At 70.3% G+C, this 20,800-nt stretch carries 22 protein-coding genes; 14 read left to right on the forward strand and 8 right to left on the reverse strand.

Translation table 11 applies throughout. The features are described 5' to 3' along the window. Positions 1 to 25 precede the first annotated feature (25 nt). From ACZ6ZD_RS16045 to ACZ6ZD_RS16060, 4 genes are all read right to left on the reverse strand, one after another. Positions 26 to 847 carry an endo alpha-1,4 polygalactosaminidase gene (locus ACZ6ZD_RS16045; protein WP_465672554.1) on the reverse strand — a complete coding sequence of 274 codons (822 nt, stop codon included), beginning with the start codon at positions 845 to 847 and terminating at the stop codon, positions 26 to 28. A 198-nt stretch (positions 848 to 1,045) separates the two neighbouring features. Further along, positions 1,046 to 1,744 carry a helix-turn-helix domain-containing protein gene (locus ACZ6ZD_RS16050; protein ID WP_465672556.1) on the reverse strand — a complete coding sequence of 233 codons (699 nt, stop codon included), beginning with the start codon at positions 1,742 to 1,744 and terminating at the stop codon, positions 1,046 to 1,048. Between the two features lie 224 nt (positions 1,745 to 1,968). Continuing rightward, on the reverse strand, positions 1,969 to 2,664 hold the full coding sequence (locus ACZ6ZD_RS16055) for an Rv3235 family protein (RefSeq protein ID WP_465672558.1): 696 nt from the start codon (positions 2,662 to 2,664) through the stop codon (positions 1,969 to 1,971). Position 2,665: 1 nt separating this feature from the next. Next, positions 2,666 to 3,967: a LysM peptidoglycan-binding domain-containing protein gene (locus ACZ6ZD_RS16060; protein WP_465672560.1), complete on the reverse strand. Its 1,302-nt coding sequence runs from the start codon at positions 3,965 to 3,967 to the stop codon at positions 2,666 to 2,668. Between the two features lie 169 nt (positions 3,968 to 4,136). Here ACZ6ZD_RS16060 and ACZ6ZD_RS16065 point away from each other — a divergent pair, with 169 nt between their 5' ends. Continuing rightward, complete coding sequence (locus ACZ6ZD_RS16065; RefSeq protein WP_465672562.1) at positions 4,137 to 4,682, forward strand: hypothetical protein; 546 nt, start codon at positions 4,137 to 4,139, stop codon at positions 4,680 to 4,682. Between the two features lie 35 nt (positions 4,683 to 4,717). Here the strand turns inward: ACZ6ZD_RS16065 and ACZ6ZD_RS16070 are convergent, their stop codons facing one another. Next, complete coding sequence (locus ACZ6ZD_RS16070; RefSeq protein ID WP_465672564.1) at positions 4,718 to 4,966, reverse strand: helix-turn-helix domain-containing protein; 249 nt, start codon at positions 4,964 to 4,966, stop codon at positions 4,718 to 4,720. A 141-nt stretch (positions 4,967 to 5,107) separates the two neighbouring features. Here ACZ6ZD_RS16070 and ACZ6ZD_RS16075 point away from each other — a divergent pair, with 141 nt between their 5' ends. The 5 genes from ACZ6ZD_RS16075 (at position 5,108) to ACZ6ZD_RS16095 (ending at position 9,900) form a co-directional block, all read left to right on the forward strand. Further along, on the forward strand, positions 5,108 to 5,800 hold the full coding sequence (locus tag ACZ6ZD_RS16075; protein WP_465672566.1) for an SAF domain-containing protein: 693 nt from the start codon (positions 5,108 to 5,110) through the stop codon (positions 5,798 to 5,800). Beyond that, positions 5,800 to 7,068 (forward strand): AAA family ATPase, encoded by a 1,269-nt coding sequence (locus tag ACZ6ZD_RS16080; RefSeq protein WP_465672568.1) that lies wholly within the window; start codon positions 5,800 to 5,802, stop codon positions 7,066 to 7,068. Before ACZ6ZD_RS16075 ends, ACZ6ZD_RS16080 begins: the two co-directional genes overlap by 1 nt. A gap of 94 nt (positions 7,069 to 7,162) precedes the next feature. Then, positions 7,163 to 7,951: a DUF4097 family beta strand repeat-containing protein gene (locus tag ACZ6ZD_RS16085; protein WP_465672570.1), complete on the forward strand. Its 789-nt coding sequence runs from the start codon at positions 7,163 to 7,165 to the stop codon at positions 7,949 to 7,951. Between the two features lie 57 nt (positions 7,952 to 8,008). After that, a complete protein-coding gene (locus ACZ6ZD_RS16090; RefSeq protein WP_465672572.1) occupies positions 8,009 to 8,668 on the forward strand; it encodes an HAD family hydrolase in 660 nt (219 codons plus the stop codon). Then, entirely contained in the window at positions 8,665 to 9,900 is a 1,236-nt protein-coding gene (locus tag ACZ6ZD_RS16095) for a glycosyltransferase 87 family protein (RefSeq protein WP_465672574.1), read from the forward strand. Before ACZ6ZD_RS16090 ends, ACZ6ZD_RS16095 begins: the two co-directional genes overlap by 4 nt. Here the strand turns inward: ACZ6ZD_RS16095 and ACZ6ZD_RS16100 are convergent. After that, positions 9,861 to 11,189 carry a hypothetical protein gene (locus ACZ6ZD_RS16100; protein WP_465672575.1) on the reverse strand — a complete coding sequence of 443 codons (1,329 nt, stop codon included), beginning with the start codon at positions 11,187 to 11,189 and terminating at the stop codon, positions 9,861 to 9,863. The genes ACZ6ZD_RS16095 and ACZ6ZD_RS16100 overlap by 40 nt on opposite strands. 112 nt (positions 11,190 to 11,301) lie before the next feature. Continuing rightward, positions 11,302 to 11,820 carry a cupredoxin domain-containing protein gene (locus ACZ6ZD_RS16105; protein ID WP_465672576.1) on the reverse strand — a complete coding sequence of 173 codons (519 nt, stop codon included), beginning with the start codon at positions 11,818 to 11,820 and terminating at the stop codon, positions 11,302 to 11,304. Positions 11,821 to 11,994: 174 nt separating this feature from the next. Between ACZ6ZD_RS16105 and ACZ6ZD_RS16110 the strand changes: the two genes are divergently transcribed. Genes ACZ6ZD_RS16110 through ACZ6ZD_RS16125 form a run of 4 tightly spaced genes read left to right on the forward strand, consistent with a single transcriptional unit; the run spans position 11,995 to position 15,423 of the window. Then, the gene (locus ACZ6ZD_RS16110) at positions 11,995 to 13,455 is read left to right on the forward strand and encodes a WS/DGAT/MGAT family O-acyltransferase (protein WP_465672577.1); all 1,461 of its coding nucleotides are present in this window, start codon (positions 11,995 to 11,997) and stop codon (positions 13,453 to 13,455) included. Continuing rightward, positions 13,452 to 13,970 (forward strand): DUF6912 family protein, encoded by a 519-nt coding sequence (locus tag ACZ6ZD_RS16115; RefSeq protein ID WP_465672578.1) that lies wholly within the window; start codon positions 13,452 to 13,454, stop codon positions 13,968 to 13,970. Before ACZ6ZD_RS16110 ends, ACZ6ZD_RS16115 begins: the two co-directional genes overlap by 4 nt. Positions 13,971 to 13,983: 13 nt before the next feature. After that, on the forward strand, positions 13,984 to 14,883 hold the full coding sequence (gene ku, locus ACZ6ZD_RS16120; protein ID WP_465672706.1) for a non-homologous end joining protein Ku: 900 nt from the start codon (positions 13,984 to 13,986) through the stop codon (positions 14,881 to 14,883). A 15-nt stretch (positions 14,884 to 14,898) separates the two neighbouring features. Next, on the forward strand, positions 14,899 to 15,423 hold the full coding sequence (locus ACZ6ZD_RS16125) for a VOC family protein (protein ID WP_465672580.1): 525 nt from the start codon (positions 14,899 to 14,901) through the stop codon (positions 15,421 to 15,423). On the opposite strand, the gene ACZ6ZD_RS16130 is transcribed toward ACZ6ZD_RS16125, so the two are convergent. Beyond that, positions 15,420 to 16,286, reverse strand: coding sequence for an alpha/beta fold hydrolase (locus tag ACZ6ZD_RS16130; RefSeq protein ID WP_465672582.1), 867 nt, complete (start codon positions 16,284 to 16,286; stop codon positions 15,420 to 15,422). The two genes, ACZ6ZD_RS16125 and ACZ6ZD_RS16130, sit on opposite strands and share 4 nt — an antisense overlap. Before the next feature lie 124 nt (positions 16,287 to 16,410). On the opposite strand from ACZ6ZD_RS16130, the gene pruA reads away from it, so the two are divergent. The 4 genes from pruA to ACZ6ZD_RS16150 all read left to right on the forward strand — a co-directional run bounded on the left by pruA (position 16,411) and on the right by ACZ6ZD_RS16150 (position 20,646). After that, the gene (gene pruA / locus ACZ6ZD_RS16135) at positions 16,411 to 18,039 is read left to right on the forward strand and encodes an L-glutamate gamma-semialdehyde dehydrogenase (RefSeq protein WP_465672584.1); all 1,629 of its coding nucleotides are present in this window, start codon (positions 16,411 to 16,413) and stop codon (positions 18,037 to 18,039) included. Between the two features lie 105 nt (positions 18,040 to 18,144). Then, positions 18,145 to 19,203, forward strand: a complete 1,059-nt coding sequence (locus ACZ6ZD_RS16140; protein WP_465672586.1) for a hypothetical protein — start codon at positions 18,145 to 18,147, stop codon at positions 19,201 to 19,203. A 112-nt stretch (positions 19,204 to 19,315) separates the two neighbouring features. Continuing rightward, positions 19,316 to 20,119, forward strand: coding sequence for a class I SAM-dependent methyltransferase (locus tag ACZ6ZD_RS16145; protein WP_465672588.1), 804 nt, complete (start codon positions 19,316 to 19,318; stop codon positions 20,117 to 20,119). Continuing rightward, entirely contained in the window at positions 20,116 to 20,646 is a 531-nt protein-coding gene (locus ACZ6ZD_RS16150) for a GNAT family N-acetyltransferase (RefSeq protein ID WP_465672590.1), read from the forward strand. The genes ACZ6ZD_RS16145 and ACZ6ZD_RS16150 overlap by 4 nt, the downstream gene beginning before the upstream one ends. Positions 20,647 to 20,800 lie beyond the last annotated feature (154 nt).

A 20,800-nucleotide genomic window follows, 5' to 3' on the forward strand; every position in this document is an offset into this window, starting at 1 on the left:
CAGGTGAGGTCTTACAGGGAAAGGATCAGCAGGTCTTGCGGACGTACCCGGAGCTGCCCGGCGTCGAGACCGCGACGTCACGCTGGACGATCGTCAGCGTGTTCTTGAACCCCGCGCACGCCGTCCGGCGGCCGGCGTCGGTGTACTCGATCACGATCACGTTGTTGCCGAAGGCATTCACGTAGTCCTGGCACTCGTCCCATTCGCCGCACTCCTCGGCGACCGCGAAGTCCAGGCCGACGGAGTGCCGGTCACCGGCCAGCTCGACGGTGTTCTTCTGCGCGATGGCGAGGTTCTTCGAGTGCGAGTGGGTGGCCAGTAGCTTCAGGTACGCCTTGGCGTGCGCGGCGGTGAGCAGGTTCTTCGAGCGGGTGAAGCTGTCGTAGTTGTCCGGCTCGATCGCCTTGTAGCCCTTCGACGCGCAGCCGTCGATCCACCCGTTCACCTTGGCGGCGACCCGGGTGCGCTTGTCGGCCGTGCGCAGGTCGAGCAGCGGCTCGCCCCAGTCCTCGTCGATGACGAGGTTGCCCTGGGCATCGCGCAGCAGCAGATCGGACGCCCACTGCCCCTGCTCGCCGGGCTGGACCTGGAAGGCGTTGACGTAGCAGATGTTGTACAGCCCCGCGGCGATCGGCGCGGTCCGGTCGCGGGTGACGACCTGGACGCCGGACGGCGGCGTGTACGGGCCGCCGATCTGGTAGTCGAACTTGGCGTGGGTCGGCGGCAGGGTCGCGGCCGCGGCGGCGGGCGCGCTGGTGTGGAGGGCGGCGTAGACGGCAGTCACCGCGAGGGCGGAGGCCAGAGCGGCCAGGAGCAGACGGCGAGATGCTGAACGGCGAACGGACACGATTGCTCCATCGGTCCCGGGGACGCTACCCCGCCTCGGGCTCGCCGTTCCGGCCGCCCTGGCGCCTGAAAACCGGACTTCGGATCACGGATCCGCTACCGGCTGGGTGCGTCACTGGGGCCAAGGTTAAGGGTCGGCCCCGGGCCGCCGTCAAGAACCAAGCTGCAAACGAGTGCGCAGAACCTCAGCTAAAAGTCGCTACTGCGCAGTGATCAAGGCGCGCGGCGGGACGCCGGTGAGCGCCTTCACCTCCCGCGTCAGGTGCGCCTGATCGGCGTACCCGCCGGCGGCCGCGACGTCGGCCAGCGCGAGGCCGGTCCGGGCGCGGTCGAGGGCGACGTTCATCCGCAGGACCCGGTCGAGAGTCTTCGGGCCGTACCCGAAGGCCTGCAGCGACCGCCGGTGCAGCTGCCGTTCGCTGAGCCCGACGCCGGCAGCGAGCTCACGGACGCCGCGCCTCAGCCCATCGACTCGGATGCTGCGGACGATCTGCCGGACCAGCCCGTCCGCCGGTGCGGTCAGCTCGGCGACCGCCAGATCCAGCGCCGTGGCCGGATCGTCGTCCGCACGAACCCGATCGAGGAGGCGCCGGCTCCGCCGCGGCGACCACAGCTCAGCCAGCGCGACTCGCTCGTTCAGCAACGCATCCGCCGGTACGCCGAGGAACCCCGGTGCGTCACCAGGCGCGAACCGGACGCCGACGTACCGCGTACCGGCGACCGCCGTCCCGATCCAGGCGCGGTTGTCCGGCCCGGCGACGACAAGCTCGTCGTCCATCAGCAGCAGGTCCATACAGCCGTCGGGCAGGACGCGGTACTCCCCGCCCTCAGCGGTCCGCGTCCACACCTCGGCACCGGGGAGCAACCCCGGGCGCTCCCGATACGGCTCGACTGTCACCTGCCCAGTCTGCAACCCACCGCCGACACTTCACTGATCAGGCGTCCGCCCGACCACCGCGATGACGGTGATCAGTCGTACGCCACGAAACTTGCCCGCGGTGGTGTCAGCTCCCGGCGTCACCCCAGTGCACGCCGGTTTCGTTCTCTTGAGCGAGTTTCACGGTACGCCGGTCTGCGGGCGCGCAGGTGTCGGCGGCCGCACGATCACGTTGCGAGCGTCGGTCAGCCGACCTCGAGCGCCGTGCAGACCCAGCGGTTGCGGCGGACCTCCATCCGCAGCGCGATCGCCTGCGAGCGACTGCCGTGCCGGACGTGCGCCGCGATCTCGGCCACGCCGGAACGCGGCTTGCACACCCGCACGGACCGCAACGCGCAGCGCTCCGTGGAAACCCGATTCGACGCCGTCGTGCTCAGCCCCAGCATCCGCACCCGCCGATTCAGCTCGAAGAACACCTCTTCATCCGTGAACCGCACCAAATGCCCCACCGGCCGATCCCCGCTCAACACCTCCGCCACCGCCTGCGCCAGCCGCCCACCCCAAGCCCGAGCCTCCGGCACCCCCGCCCGCTCCTCCCCAACCGCTCCTTCGCCCTCCACCCGCCCCAGCGCCTGGCGCCGCAGCGCCAAAGCCCCCACACTCATCGTCCCCGCGAACCGAACCGCCGCCGGAACTCCCCGCTCACCCGTCGACTGCTCGGCCCGTACCCGCGGCGCGCCCACGCTGACCAGCTGCTCCATCACGGCACCCCCGATCTTTGGTTCCTGTTCTTGGTTCACCCCGGTGACGGCCCGGTCCGCGAGTCGCGGTTCGGTGGCCGGCGGCTGGGCGGCTGCGGGGCGCAGTTCCACTACCTCGGCGAGTTCTCCGGCGTGGGGGAACTGGTCGGGGCCTTCGGCAACTACTTGTGCTCGGCTCATGTCAGCGCTCCTGCCGTGTCGACGGGCCGGGCGCCTGCAGCACCTGCCCGGGAAGAATGAGATCCGGATCCGGACCGATCACGTGCCGGTTCGCGGCGTACCACTCGGCGCACCTGGCCGCGATCGCCCCGTCGGTCGCCCCCGCGCCCAGCTCCCGCGCCGCGATCGCCCACAAGCTGTCCCCCCGCCGGACGACGACCTCCCCCGACTCCACCGGAGCGAACCGCTCCACACTCCCCGGCCGATCCGGCACCCCAACCTGCTCGCCCCCCACCCGCTCGCCATCCGCCGCCCGGCCGACCCGCGCCCCATTCGCCCCCTCCGCCGCCGGCTGCACCGACGACTTAGGCTCAGTAGCCCGCCAGTTCGCATCCGCCGCCCCACTGAACCGAACCGACGACCGAGGCCCCGTCACCCGCCCCCCAGCCTCATCCGCAGCCCGCACCCCACCCCGCCCAGCAGCCGTCCCACCAGCAACCTCCACCGACGACTTGGGCTCCGTGGCCCGCGACTCAGACCCGTCCGCGGTCCGCGCACCGCCCTGCCGAGCAGGCGTCTCGCCGGCAACCTCGACCGACGACTTCGGTTCGGTGGCTCGCGACTCGGACTCGCCTGCGGTCCGCGCACCGCCCTGCTGAGCGGGCGTATCGCCGGCGATCTGCGCCGACGACTTGGGTTCGGTGGCTCGCGACTCAGACCCGTCCGCGGTCCGCGCACCGCCCTGCTGAGCGGGCGTATCGCCGGCGATCTGCGCCGACGACTTGGGTTCGGTGGCTCGCCACTCGGACTCGCCCGCCGACCGCGCCTCACCCCGCCGGACAGGCGTCTCGCCGGTCAGCTGCACCGACGACTTGGGCTCCGTGGCTCGCCACTCGGTTTCCGCCGCGACCCGCGGCTCACCCCGCCCAGCGGGTGCGTCGCCGGTGAGCTGTACCGACGACTTGAGGTTGGGGGTGGTCAGGTGGGTTGAGGGGGTTGGGGTGGCTTGGGCGGTGGTGAGGGTTAGGGGGGTGACGGCGGCTACGCCGAGGGCTGAGCGGAGGACGGCGCGGGCTGCGGTTGAGGTGAGGCGGTTGGCGCAGGCTCCGGCGACGGCGCCGATGGCGCCTGGGGCTTGTTCGAGGACTGTTGCGAGTACGACCAGGACGAGCCAGCCGTAGGCGACCCACCCGACCGTGCCGATCGCGAGCACCAGGAGCGAGTCGAGGTCGCGGCTGTCCGCCGCGGCGATCGAGCCGGCCGTCATCCAGCGCAGCGCGAGCCCGAGCGCGCCCAGCGCCGCGACCGCCAGCAGCCCTTTCACCGCTCGAACCATCTCGTTCGCCCCACTTCGTCGTCGATCTATGAGTTTGCTTTAGTTTACGTTGGCTTGACCACTATAGACCGGAACTTGGGCAAGTTTGCAAGTGGTTACCTCACCGGGCGTCGGCGTCCGCCACGGAAGGTGACCCGGGCCGGGGTAGGTTCACGCCATGCGGTGGGATGCGCTGTTCGCGGACCTGGAGTCCCAGTTCGACGCGATCCAGGACGGCGACCTGTACGGCGAGGTCGCGGACCGGATCCGCGCCGAGGTCGGCAAGATCACCGTGCTCGACCGCCTCCGCGGCGCCGTCGACACCGTCGTCCGGATCGAGTTGCGCGGGACGGAGCCGGTCCAGGGGCTGCTCACCCGGGTCGGCAAGGACTGCCTGCTGCTCGAGACCGAGCGCGCCGAGGAATGGCTGATCCCGGTCGAGGCGCTGACCGCCGTCCACCGGCTGGGACCGTGGGCCGAGCCCGCCGTCGGCGCCGTCGCCGGGAAACTCGGTCTGGCGCACCTGCTCCGCGGGATCGCCCGCGACCGCTCACCGGTGACGCTGTTCTGCGGCGGAATGCCGGTCACCGGCACGATCGACCGCGTCGGCGCCGACTTCCTCGAGATCGCGGAGCACCCGCTCGACGCGCCCCGCCGCCGCGCCGAGGTCCACAACACCCGCCTGGTCCCCACCCAGGCCCTGAACGCCCTCCGCCGCCGCTAGAACCCGGCCGGTGAAGAACCCAGCCGGTGGAGAACCTAGCGGTTCGCCTCTTCGGTCGCCTCGGCCTCTTCGCCGAACGGATGGCTGTCGATGAACTCGCGGGTCTCGGTGTAGAGCCGCTCGATGTACTTCTCCAGCTCGGTCGACTCGACCCGCCACTGCCCCCGGCCGCCGATCTTCACCGCCGGGATGTCACCGCGCCGGACCAGTGCGTAGACCTGGTTGGCGGAGATGTTCAGCACCTCGGCGACATCGGCGAGCTGGAGGAAACGCGGTGCCGGCATCGTCGAACTCCTTCAGGTGTGGTCTGGTTCCTTCAGTTTGCCACGGTTCGCGAACGGATGATCACGTTTGTCCCCAGCCTGTGACAGCCTGTGAATGACCGCTCACGGCGGATCCCCCGGCAGGGCAGAATGACCTGCCGGATGACGTACGAACGACACTGGGGAGAGTCCGACGTGGTGGACACAGGAGTGCGGAGCGGTTTCGGGGCGCCGTCGGTCCCGGCCCAGCGCAACCGGCGCGCCAAGTGGAAGGACGGCCGGCTCGTCCTCGGCGTCCTGCTGGTCGTCGTCACCGCCCTGGCCGGCGCCAAGCTGCTGTCCGCCGCCGACGACACCACCACGATCTGGGCCGCCAAACGCGATCTCGCCGCCGGGACGAAGCTGACCGGCGACGACCTGACCACGGTCCGGGTCCGCTTCACCAGCGGTCAGGACGCCGGGAAGTACGTCGCCGCCGACGCGCAGCTCACCGGCCTGGTCGTCGCCCGCGCGATCGACGCCGGGGAGTTCGTCCCGCGGGACGCCGCCGTCTCCCAGGCCGACAGCGACCGCACCGAGCTGCCGCTCTCGGTCGCCTCCGGCCGGCTCGCGGCCGACACCGCGGTCGGCGACCGCGTCGACCTCTGGGTCGTCCCGAAGGACACCGGCCAGCCGTCGAAGCTGCTCTGGAGCGACGTCCGCGTGCTGCAGATCGACGCGGTCAAGGGTGTCGCGGGCGGGTCGGCGCGCCGCCAGGTGCTGATCGCGCTCGCCCCGAAGGACCTGCCGAAGCTCCCGGCCGCGCTGACCGCGATGAGCGTGGGCGAGCCGACCCTCGTTCGCCGGGCGGCCTGATGTCGATCCCGGTCCTGCTCGCGATCACCGGCGCGCCCTGGGAGGCGGACGTCGTCCGCCGGACGGAGCGCGCCCCGGGGATCCGCGTCGTCCGGCGCTGCGTCGACATCGCCGACGTGATGGCCGCGGCGGCCAGCGGTCAGGCGCGCGCGGTCCTGGTCGCCGATGACCTGTCCCGCCTCACCTCGGACGCCGTCGCCGCGCTGCACGCTCGCGGCATCCCCGTCCTCGCCCTGGTCGACCCGACCGAGAACGGCGCGCCGTTCGGCGCCGAGGACCGCCTGAGCCGGATGGGGATCGAGCGGATCCTGCCCGCCGACGTCAGCCCCGAGGATCTCGGCCGCGCGGTCACCGACGCGGTCGACGCCGGTCCGCCCGCCGCGATCTCGCACTTCTCCGGCGGTTTCGTCCCCACCACCGTCGAGGCCATGCGGACGGCCCAGGTCCCGGAGTACACCTCGGGCAACGGTCGCGTGATCGCGGTCTGGGGCCCGACCGGTGCTCCGGGGCGGACGACGGTCGCCGTCGGCCTGGCCGCCGAGCTCGCCGCCCAGGGCCTCCCGACGCTGCTGGCCGACGCCGATGTGTACGGCGGCACGGTCGCCCAGCTGCTCGGCATGCTCGACGAGACCTCCGGTTTGGCGGCCGCCGCGCGCTCGGCCTCGAGCGGCACGCTCGACATGATGACGCTGGCCAAACACGCGCGGCAGGTCGAGCGACAGCTGCTCGTGCTGACCGGCCTGAGCCGCGCCGACCGCTGGACGGAGCTGCGCCCGGCCGCGGTCGAATCGATCTGGCAGACCGCGCGGATGCTCGCGCCGGTGACCGTCGTCGACGTCGGGTTCAGTATCGAGACCGACGAGGAGATCTCGTTCGACTCGCTCGCCCCGCGCCGTAACGGCGCGACCGTCGCCACCCTCGAGGAGGCCGACGAGGTGATCGTCGTCGGCTCGGCGGATCCGGTCGGCCTGACCAGACTGATCCGCGCGATCCACGACGTCCGCGCCGTCGTCCCGTCGGTCACCCTGCGCGTCGTGGTCAACCGGCTGCGCTCCGGCTCGCTCGGCAGTGCGCCGGCCAACGCCGTCTCCGACGCGCTCGGGCAGTACGCCGGCGTCCAGGCCGCGGCCCTCCTGCCGTACGACCTGAGCGCGGTGGACGCCGCGATGTCACACGGGCGCAGCCTGGTCGAGGCCGCGAAGTCCAGCAAACTCCGCAAGGCCTTCCAGCAGCTCGCCACCGCAGTCGCCGCGGAGCTGCCCCGCTAGCGCCCCGGGTGCAGCCAGGGGAAGACCGGGGTAAACCCCGCCGCCGTCCGGCCCGCGCTTGTGTCAGCCTGTTGGAGGCAGCGAGAGGAGACACATGTCCGACGGACGGCAGCGGCCGGCGAGCACGATGAGTGCCGAGCGGCGCTACGGCATCGCGATCTCGGTCGCGCTCATCCTGGGTGGGATCTACTGGGCGCTGACCGGGGCGACCGAGGGCACCAAGACCGAGCACAGCTCGTACGACGTCGCCGGGCAGACGCTGCTCGTCGAGGGCAGCTCCGCGACCGTGGAGGTCCGGTCCGGGGAGGGCGACCAGCTGAAGGTCGAGCGCAGCTTCGAGCGGAACGCGCTCGGCTCCGACCCGAAGGCCGAGTACAAGAACGGCACGTTGAAGCTGAAGAACGGCAGCTGCGGGTTCATGTCGTTCGGCTGCGAGACGACGTACGTGCTGACCGTGCCGAGCGACGTCCAGCTGACCGTGCGCAACGAGAGCGGGAAGATTCTCGCGAGCGGCCTGCCGGGCGGAGCGGAGCTGAAGACCAGCTCGGGCAAGATCGAGGCGCACGACATCGGCGGCACGCTCCGGATGGAGAGCAGCTCCGGCCGGATCGAGGCGGCCGGCCTGACCGCGAGTTCGGTGACGACGAAGACCAGCTCGGGGGACGCCGAGCTGGAGTTCGTCAGCCCGCCGCAGACGATCGACGCCGTCGCCAGCTCGGGTGACGTCGAGATCCTGCTGCCGGAGGGCGCCGAGACCTACAAGGTCGACACCGTGACGTCGTCCGGGGACAACGCCCCGAACGTGAAGGCCGACGCGAGTTCCACCCGCACGATCACCGTCAAGACGTCGTCCGGCGATGTGGCGGTCGAGTACCGTCGCTGACGGTCACGGGCAGGACCGCGTCGGTAGCCCTCACATGTCCTGAGTAGTCTTGCCGCCATGGCTGAGGTCGGTGCGGTGCCCCGTGGGTTGCTGGTGGACTGGGGCGGCGTCCTGACGTCCGGTCTGGATCAGGCGCTGCGGCGCTGGGCCGAGCTGGACGGCTTCGACTTCGACAAGTACGTCGCGGCCGTGATGGCCTGGCTGCCCGCGGAGACCGCCGAGACGGCCGAGCTCAACCCGGTGCACGCACTCGAGCGCGGCCAGATCGCCGTCCCGGATTTCGAGCGCAAACTCGCGGAAATCCTGGTCCGGCCGGACGGTACGCCGGTGCCCGCGGAGGGCCTGATCGAGCGGATGTTCGCGCACTTCGAGCACGTCCCCGCGATGAACGCGCTGGTCCGCCGGGCCAAGGCGCTCGGCGTCCGGACGGCGCTGCTGTCGAACTCCTGGGGGAACACCTACCCGCGCGACACCTGGGACGGGATGTTCGACGACATCGTCATCTCCGGTGAGGTCGGGCTGCGCAAACCCGAGCCGGAGATTTTCCTGCTCGCCGCGACCCGAGTGAACTTGCAGCCCGCCGAGTGCGTCTTCGTTGACGACCTGCAAGTGAACGTCGACGGCGCGCGGGCCGTCGGCATGACCGGAATCCTGCACACCTCGTACGACGAGACCCGGCAGCAGCTGGAGTCCCTGTTCGGAGCAGACCTGACGTGAGCGTGACGACCACCACCACTCCTGCACCCCGGCCGACCGATCGCCGCAAAGCGCTGATCTGGATCGCCGGCACCGCGGCGTTCGTCGCCCTCGTGCTCTGGGTGGCGAACCTGTACGGCAGCATGATCGACCTGCGCGTCTACCGGATGGGCGGTGACGCGCTCCTGCACGGCCCGGCCCTGTACGACGCGAAGCTGCCCGGGATCGGGTTGCCGTTCACGTACCCGCCGTTCGCGGCGATCGCGATGGTGCCGCTGGCCGCCGTCCCGTTCGGGGTCGCGCTGGTGATCTGGACGACGGCGTCCGTGTTCTGCATCACCGCGTTGTGGCGCGCGAGCCTGCCGAAGACCTTCTGGTCGTTCGTCACCCAGCGCAAGCGCGCGGCGGTGCTGATCGTGCTGACGATGGTCTCGGTCGCGCTGGAGCCGGTTTTCGAGACGCTGCACTTCGGCCAGATCAACTTGTTGCTGACCGCAATGATCGTGCTGGACCTGATCCGCCCGAACGACGCCCGCCTGCGCGGCTTCTGGCTCGGCGTCACGATCGGCGTCAAGCTCACCCCGCTGCCGTTCCTGGCGTTGCTCGTGGTCACCAAGCAGTGGAAGGCCTTGCGGAACGCGCTGTTCGGCCTGCTCGCCACGGTCGCGATCGGCTTCGCGCTGGCGCCCCGGCAGTCCTGGCGCTACTGGACCGAGGTCGTCTTCGACGCCAACCGCGTCGGCGGCATCACCTTCACCGGGAACCAGTCCCTGAACGGTTTCCTGCACCGGATCGGCAACACCGCGAGCTGGGTGCAGCCGACCTGGTTCGTCGCCTCGGTGATCGTCGGCCTCGCCGTCCTCTGGCTGGCCCGCAAGTACTGGCTCGCCGACGAGCGGGTGACCGCGATCGCCGTGATGGCGCTCGCGGTCCTCTACGCCTCACCGATCTCCTGGAGCCACCACTGGGTCTGGATCATCCCGCTGGGCGTGGCCCTGATCCGCAGCGTGAACCGCGTCTGGGGCCTCAACCCAGCGGTTGCCGCCGGCATCCTCTGGTACGGCTTGTTCGTACTGCGCCTGATCTGGCTGGTCCCGTTCCGCGACGACCGCGAGCTGGACTGGACGTTCTGGCAGGCCATCCCGGGCAACTCGCACCTGATCCTCGGGGCGATCGCCTTCATCGTGCTGGCGATCACCAGCGGATCGGTCGCTCAGGCGGAGAAGAGCAAGAACAGCCCGCCGGCGGTGTAGCCGACCATCACGACCAGCAACGGGAGCTGACCCGCGAGCGCCTTGTGCCGCGGGAACAGCGCGACGGCGCGATCGTGTGCGGAGACCACGCCGAGCAGGTGACCGCAGACGACCGCGAGCACCTGCGCGACCGAGATCGCCGTGCTGTGGTTGGCGATCCCGCTGTTGACCGCGAGCAGACCGGTGCCGAAGACGTTGGCGCCGTTGCTCAGCGGGTCGCTCAGGTAGATGAGCGTCCGCTGGCCCTCGAGGATGAACAGCGTCAGGTAGTGCGCGACGACGTACCCGAGAGCGATCGGGACGACGGAGTGCGCGAACAAGCCGGGCAGCGTCGTCCGCGAGCTGTCCGAGAGGCGACCGGCGAGCAGCGTCGCCCCGGAGTACGTGATCAGCACGAACAGGATGAACACGGTCAGCGCGGCCGTGCCGAGCCAGGTCATCGAGATGTCCTGGTTCTGCGCCCAGCCGATCCAGGACGACGAGTTCGAGAAGCCGTCGTACGCCGTCGAGCCGAGCAGCGCGGCGACCATCCCGACCAGGCCGGGCTGCGCTTTCAGCCCGTCCAGATTCTCCAGCGGACGCCGAACCACCAGCGCGCCGTCGGTCCGCCGTCCCCATGGCGACAGCCGGGCCATCAGCGACGCGTAGACCTCGAACGGGTCGCCGGTCGCGAACCATCGGTCGCCGAACAGGATCGCGCCGAAGAGCGTGATGACGACGTACAGCGCGAGCCAGGCCTGCAGGACCGGGATCGTCGCCCGGTCCGGCGCGACGAGCTCGAGCCAGGTGAACGCGAAGATCCCGAGCGCGGCCGGCCAGAGCCCCACCTTCGGCGACAGCCGGAGCAGGCCCTTGGACGGCGGCTGGCGCAGCAGCTTGCAGAACAGCAGATGCAGCGTCCGGAGCGGGTTGAGCGTGCGCCAGACCGGGCCGAGCGCGATCGAGATCGGCACCAGGCCGACCCAGACCACGATGTAGATGAACCCGAAGATCGGGTTCGTCAGCCGGTCGACGCCGAACAGCAGCGCGAACATCGCGTACAGGAACGTCGCCAGCCCGAACAGCCGGACGATCCACCGGAACCAGGCCGCGTCCACCACCCGGGTGATTGCGGCCGGCAACGGCGTCCCGGACGCGTCGCCCCGGTACTTCGGCGTCCGCCAGGCCAGCCCGAGGATGACGAACGACAGCGCCACGGCGACCGCCGCCCCGCCGACCGCGAGGCCGAACGGAACGGGAAGGTCCTGCCGGCCGCCGATCCCGTGCAGCGGGAGCAGCAGCCCGATCACGGGGCCCCCGTTCTGGACTGAGGAGCGCAGGGAGCGAAGCGACTGGAGCGACGAGGGAAGAACGGGAACCAGGCCCCGGGATCTGCCGCGCGGAGCGTGGCAATGCGTACTGTCACGAGACGATCAGCTTGGCGACGAGCTTGCCGCTCTTGTGCGTCTCGACCTCGAAGGTGCCCTTCATGTTCGCGGTGAAGGAGACCTTCTCCGGCTTGCCCGGGGTGAGGTGGAGCTCCTTGTTGTAGCCGTGGACGTGCAGCTCCTCGTCGGCGTCGCTGACCGCGGTGACCAGGACGGTCTGCCCGGCCTTGACCTCGACGTTCGCGCCACTCGGGTTCACCTTGCCGTTGGCAACGGTGATGTTCAGCGTGACGTCGGCCTGGTCGCCGGACGGGTCGGTCGTGTTCGACGGCGTCGACGGGTTCGGCTTGTCCGGGGTCGGGGTGTTGGTCGGGAAGCCGGTCTGCGGGGGCAGCGACGTACTCGTGGTCGGTGTGTTCGTCGGCAGGCCGCTCGACGTACTCGTGGTCGGACTGCCGGAGCCGCTGGAGTCGTTACCGCAGCCGGCCAGGACGAAGACGGCGAGGGCGGGCAGGAGAGCGGTGGCGGTGCCGCGTGCGAGGGTCGAACGCATGGGTCGAGGGGCCTTTCAAAGGGTCTTTTCGATGATCGGGATGCGGGACGCACCCTCTTGCCTGACGAACGTGACAGGTCCAGTGTTCCCGTACGGCCAGTGTCGCAGCCGACTGTCCGTGCGGACGGCTAGGGTGACCGAAAGCGATTCCGCCGGAGAGGAAGGGTGATCTGTATGCCGGATCGGCTGTCGTCCCTGGATCTCACCTTTCTCCGAACCGAGTCGCCCGCGACCCCGATGCACACCGGGACGGTCGACATCTTCGAGCCGCCGGTACACGGCGACGACGAGTTCGACTACGAGAGCCTGGTCGCCCTGATCCGGGACCGGATCGCGTTCGTGCCGCGGTACCGGCAGCGCGTCCAGCAGATCCCCGGGCGGTTCGCCGGGCCGGTCTGGGTGGACGACGAGGAGTTCGACATCACGTTCCACGTCCGGCGCTCGGCGCTGCCCCGCCCGGGGACGCACGCCCAGCTGCTGGAGCTGGTGGCGCGGATCATGTCCCGGCGGCTCGACCGCGCCCGCCCGCTGTGGGAGATGTACCTGGTCGAGGGCCTCCAGGGGGACCGGTTCGCGATCATCTCGAAGTCCCACCAGGCGCTTGTCGACGGCAACAGCACGGTCGACATCGGCCAGGTCGTCCTGGACGCGACCGCCCAGCCCAACGACACGCCCGTCGACACCTGGCAGCCCGACCACCCGCCGTCCGCGCTGGAGCTGATCGCGGGCGTCGTGGCCGACGCGACCAAACACCCGACCGCCGTCCTGGAGCTGGCCCGCGCCGAGATGGCGAGTCTGACCGGCTCGACGTCCGTCCGTGAGGTGCTCGGCGGGGTCGTCGGCTCGCTGGCCGCGCAGCGCCATGCGCAGGAGAGCTCGCTGCACGTGAAGACCTCCGGCCAGCGCCGGTTCACGACCGTCCAGACCGACCTGGAGGCGTACCGGACGGTCCGCGCCATGCACGGCGGCACGGTCAACGACGTCGTCCTCGCGGTGGTCGCGGGCGCTGTCCGCGCCTGGATGATGACCCGCGGCGAGGGAGTCGGGCCGACCCGGAGCGTGCGCGCGGTGGTCCCGGTCAGTATCCGCGACGATGACGACGACGAGCCGACCTCGCTCGGCTCCCGGGTGATCGCCTCGGCGGTCACGCTGCCGGTGGGGGAGAACTCGCCGGTCATGCGGCTGCACCAGATCTCGTACCAGACCAAGGTGCACAAGGACACCGGCCGTGCGGTCAGCGCCCGCTCGCTGGTCGGCATCGCCGGTTTCGCGCCGACCACGCTGCATGCGCTGGCGGCCCGGGTCGCGACGGCGACCGTCCGCCCGATCGACGACGTGGTGATCACCAACGTCCCCGGTCCGCAGTTCCCGCTGTACGCGCAGGGCGCGCCGATGCTCGCGTCCTACCCGGTTGTACCGCTGATGCCCGGGCAGGGTTTGTCCGTGGGCGTCACGTCGTACGACGGGAAGGTCTTCTACGGGCTGAACGCGGACCGGACCGCGATGCCCGACCTGGCCGTTTTCGCCCAATGTGTGACAGATGCCCTCGACGAGCTGGTCGACACCACCAAGGGCAGCCGGAGCCGGGCCTCCCGGGGCCGGAAGAAACCCCGCGCGAAGAAGGCGGATACATGAGGGTCTACATCCCATCCACGCTGCAGCGGCTCGACGACCACTGTCACGCGGGCGAGGTCGGCCCGGCCCCGCTCACGGCGTACGCCGTCACCCCGGCGCTGCGCGAGTGGTACACCGAGGGCGACGACGAGGAGCTGGAGTACGCCGCGATGGCGCAGGCCGCCCGCGCGTCGGTCGGCCTGCTCGCCGCCGACCCGGGGACGCCGCGCCGCCGGGTGGTGATCTCGGCCGAGGTCAGCGCCGTGCCGCCGGCCCCCGGTGACGCCGAGCTGGGCGACGCCCGTCTGGAGCTGCACGTGGTGATCCCGTGGCGCTCCGTGGCCGCCGTCCATCTGGACGAGGCCGGCGCGGCGCCCGTGATCGCCAAGGCCGCCGAGCTGTGGGAGCCGGCCCAGAACGGCGACGACGACGCACTGTTTGCCCTCGACGCGTGCGAAGGTGAAGATCTGATGTGGTACGCGACACAGGAGATCCCCGATCTGCTCGCCGCGGACGGACCCCGCGGGCGACTCTAGGGAGCTGGTGACGATGCAGGCCATCTGGAAGGGCGCCATCTCGTTCGGGATGGTGACGATCCCGATCAAGGTGTTCTCCGCGACCGAGGAGAAGGACATCTCGTTCCGTCAGGTGCACGTCGCCGACGGCGGCCGGATCCGCTACAAGCGGATCTGCTCGATCGACGGGGAAGAGGTGCCGTACTCCGATATCGGCAAGGGGTACGAGATGCCGGACGGGCGGATGATCGTCCTCGAGCCGGACGACTTCGCCGATCTGCCGCTGACCAGCAAGAAGGTCATCGACGTCCTGGAGTTCGTGCCGGCCGACCAGGTCGACCCGCTCTACCTGGGCAAGTCGTACTACCTGCAGGCCGACGGCGGGCCGGGCGCCAAACCGTACGTCCTGCTCCGGGACGCGCTCGAGGGCTCCGAGCTGTACGCGCTGGTCAAGGTCGCGCTGCGCTCCCGGGAGAGCCTCGGCCTGCTCCGCACGGTCGACAACATCCTCATCCTCCAGGTGATGCTCTGGCCCGACGAGGTCCGCGACGCCTCCTTCGCGGCCCCGCCCGAGGACGTCGAGATCCGCTCCCAGGAGAAGGCGATGGCGTCGTCGTACATCGACACCCTGCGCGGCGAGTTCGACCCCGAGCAGTACCACGACGAGTACCGCACCGCGCTGGAGAAGGTCGTCGAGGCCAAGGCCGCCGGCGTCCCCCTCCCCGAAACCGACGAGGAGGAGACCGAGACCGCCGAGGTCGTCGATCTGGTCGCCGCCCTCCGCGCCTCCGTCGAAGCCGCCAAGGCCCGCCGCGCCGAAGCCGCCCCCGCCAAGAAAGCCCCAGCCAAGAAAACCGCAGAGCCGAAGAAGACCGCCGCCAAAAAAGCGCCGGCCAAGAAAACCGCCAAGAAAGCCACCAAGAAGTCAGCCTGAGCCGAGGTGGGCGAGATGACCGACAACCCAACAGACTCTCCGACCGCCCCCGGCGGCTCCTCTTCTCCTTCCCCGCGAGCCGCCGAAGGCGGCGAGCGGACGGAGGTGCCGAAGGACTTGTCGGAGGTGGTGGTGGATCCGGCGCACCCTTTGGTGGTGCCGGGGGCGTTGTTGCTGGAGCTGATTTCGGTGCCGGTGAGTGATGTGGACCGGGCGAAGGAGTTCTACACCGAGCGGCTGGGGTTCGTGTCGGATGTGGATATCGCGCCGGCGCCGGGGGTGCGGTTCGTACAGCTGACGCCGCCGGGGTCGTACTGCTCGATCATGCTGTCGACCGGCCTGCCGCAGATGGAGATGCCGGTGGGCGCGCAGCGCGGGCTGCATCTGGTCGTGAAAGATCTGGCGGCGGCTCGGCAGAAGCTGGTCGACCAGGGCGTCGAGGTCGGCGAGATCGAGGATCAGGGCGGCGTGTACTACGCGTCGTTCGCCGATCCGGACGGGAACACCTGGGCGCTGCAGCACATGCCGTGGCGCGCCTAGTGGCCGGCGGCGAAGGCGAGTAGCCGCGCGTTCAGCCGCTCGGGGAACTCGGCCGACAAGCCGTGGGAAGCGTCGGGCCAGAGCTCGGTCTCGTTGTCCGGGATCAGGCTCTGCGCCCGCCGGACCGCCTCGTGCGGGTTGTGGACGACGCTGCGCCCGCCGACCAGCGCCAGCACCGGAACCCGCAGCCCGCGCAGCAGCTCGTCGCTGCCGTACTCCGGCATCGGCAACGCCATTCGGTAGTTGCGCATCCCCGCGACCAGCAGCCGGATCACCGGATCGTCCTGGTCGGCGCCGCCCGACACCCACTGCAGGAACTGGTCGCCGAACCGCTCCGGCACCCCGGGCAACAGCGAGAACCCACCGAGCAGGAACTTCTTCGCGAACCGCGCGAACACGTACGCCGGCTCGATCAGCGCCGCCGACGCGACCCGCTCCGGCGTCCGCAGCGCCTGATTGAACGCCAGCCACCCGCCGCCGGACACCCCGGCCAGATGCGCCCGCCCGATCCCCAGGACGTCGAACACCTCGGTCAGCCAGACCGCCTGATCCGCCGAAGACCGGATCGGCAGCGTCTGCACGCTCCGCCCCGGCTCACCCAGCGAGTCCACGGCGTACACCGTCCGCTCGGCGGCCAGCGCCGGGATGTTCGGCGTCCACATCGCCGTCGTCGCGCCCCGCCCGTGCAGCAGCACGAACGGCACCCCTTCACCCGACCCGAACCGGTAGACCCGCACCTGCCCGTACGTCGTACTCACGTCCCGGGTCTCGCGCTCACCGGGGATCGCGGCCAGCGTCTCGTCGTACCGCGCGAGGTACTCGGCCTGCGCTTGTGCGTTCGTGAAATGCCCGACTCCGCTCACGCCCCGAACCTACCCGGTGACGCGGACGAGAAGCAGACCTGTCAGGTTCGTGGTCCTGGGTTGGACATGGCACCATGAAGACGCTGAGACCCAGTCAGACGACCTTTCGAGGAGCGCCACACCCATGGATGCCGTCACCGCTGTCCCGACCCCAGTGAACGAGCCGGTGCGCGGTTACGCACCCGGTTCGGCCGAGCGGGCGAGTCTGGAGGCGAAGCTCAAGGAGTTCAACGCGGCCGGCGCGATCGACCTGACCTGCACGATCGGCGGTGAGCAGCGGCTCGGCGGCGGCGCCTCGATCCAGGTGGTGCAGCCGCACAAGCACGCCCACGTTCTCGGCACCCTGGGCAACGCCACCGAGGCGGACGGGAAGGCCGCGGTGGACGCCGCGCTCGCGGCGGCCCCGAGCTGGCGCGCACTGTCCTTCGACGACCGCGCCGCGATCTTCCTGAAGGCGGCCGACCTGCTGGCCGGCCCGTGGCGCGACACCCTCAACGCGGCGACCATGCTCGGCCAGTCGAAGACGGTCCAGCAGGCCGAGATCGACGCCGCCTGTGAGCTGATCGACTTCCTGCGCTTCAACGTCGCGTTCGCGCGGCAGATCGTCAGCGACCAGCCGATCTCCTCGCCGGGGATCTGGAACCGGGTCGACTACCGCCCGCTCGAGGGCTTCGTCTACGCGATCACGCCGTTCAACTTCACCGCGATCGCCGGCAACCTGCCGACCGCCCCGGCGCTGATGGGCAACACGGTCGTCTGGAAGGCCTCGCCGACCCAGCAGTTCGCCGCGCACTGGACGATGCGCCTGTTCGAGGCCGCGGGCCTCCCGGCCGGCGTGATCAACCTGGTCACCGGTGACGGTATCGACGTCAGCAAGGCCGCGCTCACCCACCCGGATCTGGCCGGTATCCACTTCACCGGCTCGACGAAGACGTTCCAGTCGCTGTGGTCGACGGTCGGCACGAGCATCGCGTCGTACAAGACCTACCCGCGCCTGGTCGGCGAGACCGGCGGCAAGGACTTCATCCTCGCCCACCCGTCGGCCGACCCCGCCGTCCTGAAGACCGCGATGGTCCGCGGCGCCTTCGAGTACCAGGGCCAGAAGTGCTCGGCGGCGTCCCGCTCCTACGTCCCGCGCTCGGTCTGGAACCTGATCAAGGACGACATCGTCGCCGAGACCGAGTCCCTGACCATGGGTGACGTCAGCGACCTGTCGAACTTCATCGGCGCCGTCATCGACGACCGCGCGTTCGCCAAGCACAAGGCCGCGCTGGACCGGGCCGCCGCGACCGACGCCCTGCAGGTCGTTGCCGGTGGCACCTACGACGACAGTGAGGGCTACTTCGTCCGGCCGACGCTGATCGTCTCCGATGACCCGACCGACGAGATCTTCACGACCGAGTACTTCGGCCCGATCCTCGGCGTCCACGTGTACGACGACGCCGACTACACCGCGGTCATGAAGGGGATGGAGAACTCGGCGCCGTACGGCCTGACCGGCGCCGTCATCGCCCAGGACCGGCACGCGGTCGCCGAGGCGGCCGACTACCTGCGCTTCGCCGCGGGCAACTTCTACGTCAACGACAAGCCGACCGGCGCCGTCGTCGGCCAGCAGCCCTTCGGCGGCGCCCGCGCGTCCGGCACCAACGACAAGGCCGGCTCGATGTGGAACCTGATCCGCTGGGCCTCCCCGCGCTCCATGAAGGAGACCTTCGCCCCGCCGACCGACTACCGCTACCCCCACCAGGGCTAAGAGCAAGAGTGTGGTGCACCAGGGCTGACCCTGGAATCGATCAGGGACAACCCGGGAAAGGCGCTACAGCGGGAGCGGTCCGGCCCGCTGTAGCGTTTCACCGTTATGCATGAGACCGATCTGCACCTCGAGCCCAACGAAGCCTCCGACCTGTGCCGGCTCTTCGGGCCCGACGAGCTGGCCCGCCGCGGCTGGGAGCGCGCCTTCGTCACCGTCCTCGACGAGGCGACCGCCGAGAAGGCGATCGCCGTCCTCGCGCACGCCGCCGGCGCCCCGATGGACGAGGGCTGGACGGCGGTCCGCATCCCCGCGGACGCCGGCGTCCACAACGGCAAGACCGAGGACGCCGAAGCCTGCGCCGCCCGCGACGGCTACATCTACCTGGTCGGCTCGCAGTTCGGTAAGAAGCGCGGCCCGCTCGCGGCCAAGCGCTCCTGGATCGCCCGCGTCAGCGAAGCCGCCATCGCCCGCGCCCTGGACGACGACACCCCCGCCGAGCTCGAAGTCGTCCGCCTCCGCTTCGGCCTGCACCGCGCCGTCAACGACGCCCTCACCGGCCTCGACCTGCTCCCCTTGGGCCCCCAAGGCCGGCAGTCGTACGTCGACGCCACCATCGCCGCCGGCGAGCTCAAGTCCAAGAGCTGGTCCGGCACGATCCACCCCACCGATCACCCGATCAACATCGAAGCCGCCGAGTTCACCGCCGACGGCACCCTCCTCCTCGGCCTCCGCTACCCCGTCACCGCCGAAGGCAACCCGCTCCTCGTCGAGCTCGCCAACGTCGAAGCCCTCTTCACCGACCCCACCGCCGTCCCACTCTGCCCCCGCGCCTGGACCCTAGAAGCCGGCACCCCCGAAGCCCCCGCCGGCCTCCGCGCCCTCGACACCCGCGACGGTCACGACTTCGACGCCATCATCGGCGACCTCGACGCCACCGGAAAGTCCGCCACCGTCCTCGCCGACCACCCCGAAGGCGCCCTCGCCCCCTCCGAACACCTCACCTTCACCCTCCCCACCACCCCAGCCCCCATCCCCACCAAACAAATCCACCACTTCGGCCCCATCCGCCGAGTAGAAGGCCTGGCCGTGGACGCCCAAGGCCACACCCACTACGTCCTCGACGAAGAAGGCCACGTAGCCCTGAGAACCCTCCTCTTCGAGTAGGACGTCAGGTGTGGGGCATGACCAATAGGACCAGTGGTTCTTTTAGTGGTCCAGTTGGTGGGCTGGTTGGGTCGTAGGGTCGCTGGCAGGAACTCTCTTGCAAAGGAGCCTGATGAGCACCCAGTACCCCATTTCTGGACGGTCGGCGGACGGTAGTGCCGGTGACGCCGACTACGGGCGGATCGGCGGCGGTTATGTCGAGTACCGCCGGCCTGAGCCTGAGTTCGAGGCTGCTATTCGCGCCGCGCTCGGTGGCGCGCGAAGGATCCTGAACGTCGGCGCCGGGGCGGGCTCTTACGAGCCGCGTGATCTGGACGTCGTCGCGGTGGAGCCGTCCGAGCAGATGCGCGCGCAACGTCCGGCCGAGCTGGCTGCCGCGATCGATGCGACCGCGGAGGAGCTGCCGTTCGAGAAGGACACCTTCGATGCGGCGATTGCCACCTTCACCGTGCACCAATGGTCGGATCTGACGACTGGCTTGGCGGAGGTACGCCGGGTGACGCGTGGCCCGGTCGTCGTGCTGACCTGCGATCCGAGCCTGCTGAGCAAGTACTGGCTGGCCGACTACGCCCCCGAGGCGATCGACACCGAGGCCGGTCGTTACCCGCAGGTCGAGGCGATTGCCGCAGGTCTTGGCGGTGGCGAGATCAGGTCGCTGCCGATTCCGCTGCACTGCGTGGACGGTTTCAGCGAGGCGTACTACGGGCGGCCGGAGCGCCTCCTCGACCCCGGAGCTCGTAAGGCGAACTCCGCTTGGAGTTTCGTCGCGCCGGAGGTCCACAAGCGCTTCGAGACGCACCTGGGCAAAGACCTGGCCGACGGCGTCTGGGATGCGAAGTTCGGGCATTTGCGTGAGCAGGCGCATTTCGACGGCTCGCTGGTGCTGATCGTTTCGCCTGGTGTGGAGATGGCGTGATCGCCGACGCGGTGACCGTCCGCCCGTTCACGCCCGACGACACGAGCCGCCTCACCGCGCTCCTGCACTCGGCGTACGCCGACCTCGGACGCCAGGGCCTCAACTTCACCGCTGTCGACCAGGACGACGAGGTCACCTTCCGCCGCGCGTCGTCCGGTGACTGCCGGGTGGCGGAGCTCGGCGGCGAACTTGTCGCGTCGATCACCATCAGCCTCCCGCCCGAGCCGGCGCTCGTCCAGCTGAGCACAACCGCGCGGACGCCGAACCGCGCTTGGCTCAGTCAGCTCGCCGTCTCCCCGGCCCTTCAAGGCAGTGGCCTCGGCTCGCATCTCTGGTCACTGGGCCGACAAGCCGCCACCGACCGCTCGGCCCGCAGCATCGGCGTCGATACCGCCGCCCCCGCCGTCCATCTCATCAACCTCTACACCCGCTGGGGATTCACCCCCACCGAGACCATCAACTGGCCCGGAAAGACCTACGAGAGCATCGTCATGGCCCTCGACCTACCGGCGTCCGCGCCCGCCTAACTCGATCCGGCCACCGCGAATCCCGGGGGAGGAGGAGGGGGGGGGGGGGGGGGGGGGGAGGGGAGGGGGGGGGGGGGGGGGGGGGGGGGGAGGGGGGGGGTGGGGGGGGGGGGGTGGGGGAGGAGTAGGGGCTAAAGTTCTTCGCGGCGGTCGG

This window comes from Kribbella sp. NPDC104218, assembly GCF_055584105.1.

Excerpts from the sequence above, each read along its gene's own strand:
- ACZ6ZD_RS16055 (WP_465672558.1), bottom strand. The coding sequence starts at position 2,664 with ATGAGCCGAGCACAAGTAGTTGCCGAAGGCCCCGACCAGTTCCCCCAC.
- ACZ6ZD_RS16065 (WP_465672562.1), top strand. The coding sequence starts at position 4,137 with ATGCGGTGGGATGCGCTGTTCGCGGACCTGGAGTCCCAGTTCGACGCG.
- ACZ6ZD_RS16070 (WP_465672564.1), bottom strand. The coding sequence starts at position 4,966 with ATGCCGGCACCGCGTTTCCTCCAGCTCGCCGATGTCGCCGAGGTGCTG.
- ACZ6ZD_RS16075 (WP_465672566.1), top strand. The coding sequence starts at position 5,108 with ATGACGTACGAACGACACTGGGGAGAGTCCGACGTGGTGGACACAGGA.
- ACZ6ZD_RS16080 (WP_465672568.1), top strand. The coding sequence starts at position 5,800 with ATGTCGATCCCGGTCCTGCTCGCGATCACCGGCGCGCCCTGGGAGGCG.
- ACZ6ZD_RS16085 (WP_465672570.1), top strand. The coding sequence starts at position 7,163 with ATGTCCGACGGACGGCAGCGGCCGGCGAGCACGATGAGTGCCGAGCGG.
- ACZ6ZD_RS16090 (WP_465672572.1), top strand. The coding sequence starts at position 8,009 with ATGGCTGAGGTCGGTGCGGTGCCCCGTGGGTTGCTGGTGGACTGGGGC.
- ACZ6ZD_RS16105 (WP_465672576.1), bottom strand. The coding sequence starts at position 11,820 with ATGCGTTCGACCCTCGCACGCGGCACCGCCACCGCTCTCCTGCCCGCC.
- ACZ6ZD_RS16110 (WP_465672577.1), top strand. The coding sequence starts at position 11,995 with ATGCCGGATCGGCTGTCGTCCCTGGATCTCACCTTTCTCCGAACCGAG.
- ACZ6ZD_RS16115 (WP_465672578.1), top strand. The coding sequence starts at position 13,452 with ATGAGGGTCTACATCCCATCCACGCTGCAGCGGCTCGACGACCACTGT.
- ku (WP_465672706.1), top strand. The coding sequence starts at position 13,984 with ATGCAGGCCATCTGGAAGGGCGCCATCTCGTTCGGGATGGTGACGATC.
- ACZ6ZD_RS16125 (WP_465672580.1), top strand. The coding sequence starts at position 14,899 with ATGACCGACAACCCAACAGACTCTCCGACCGCCCCCGGCGGCTCCTCT.
- pruA (WP_465672584.1), top strand. The coding sequence starts at position 16,411 with ATGGATGCCGTCACCGCTGTCCCGACCCCAGTGAACGAGCCGGTGCGC.
- ACZ6ZD_RS16140 (WP_465672586.1), top strand. The coding sequence starts at position 18,145 with ATGCATGAGACCGATCTGCACCTCGAGCCCAACGAAGCCTCCGACCTG.
- ACZ6ZD_RS16145 (WP_465672588.1), top strand. The coding sequence starts at position 19,316 with ATGAGCACCCAGTACCCCATTTCTGGACGGTCGGCGGACGGTAGTGCC.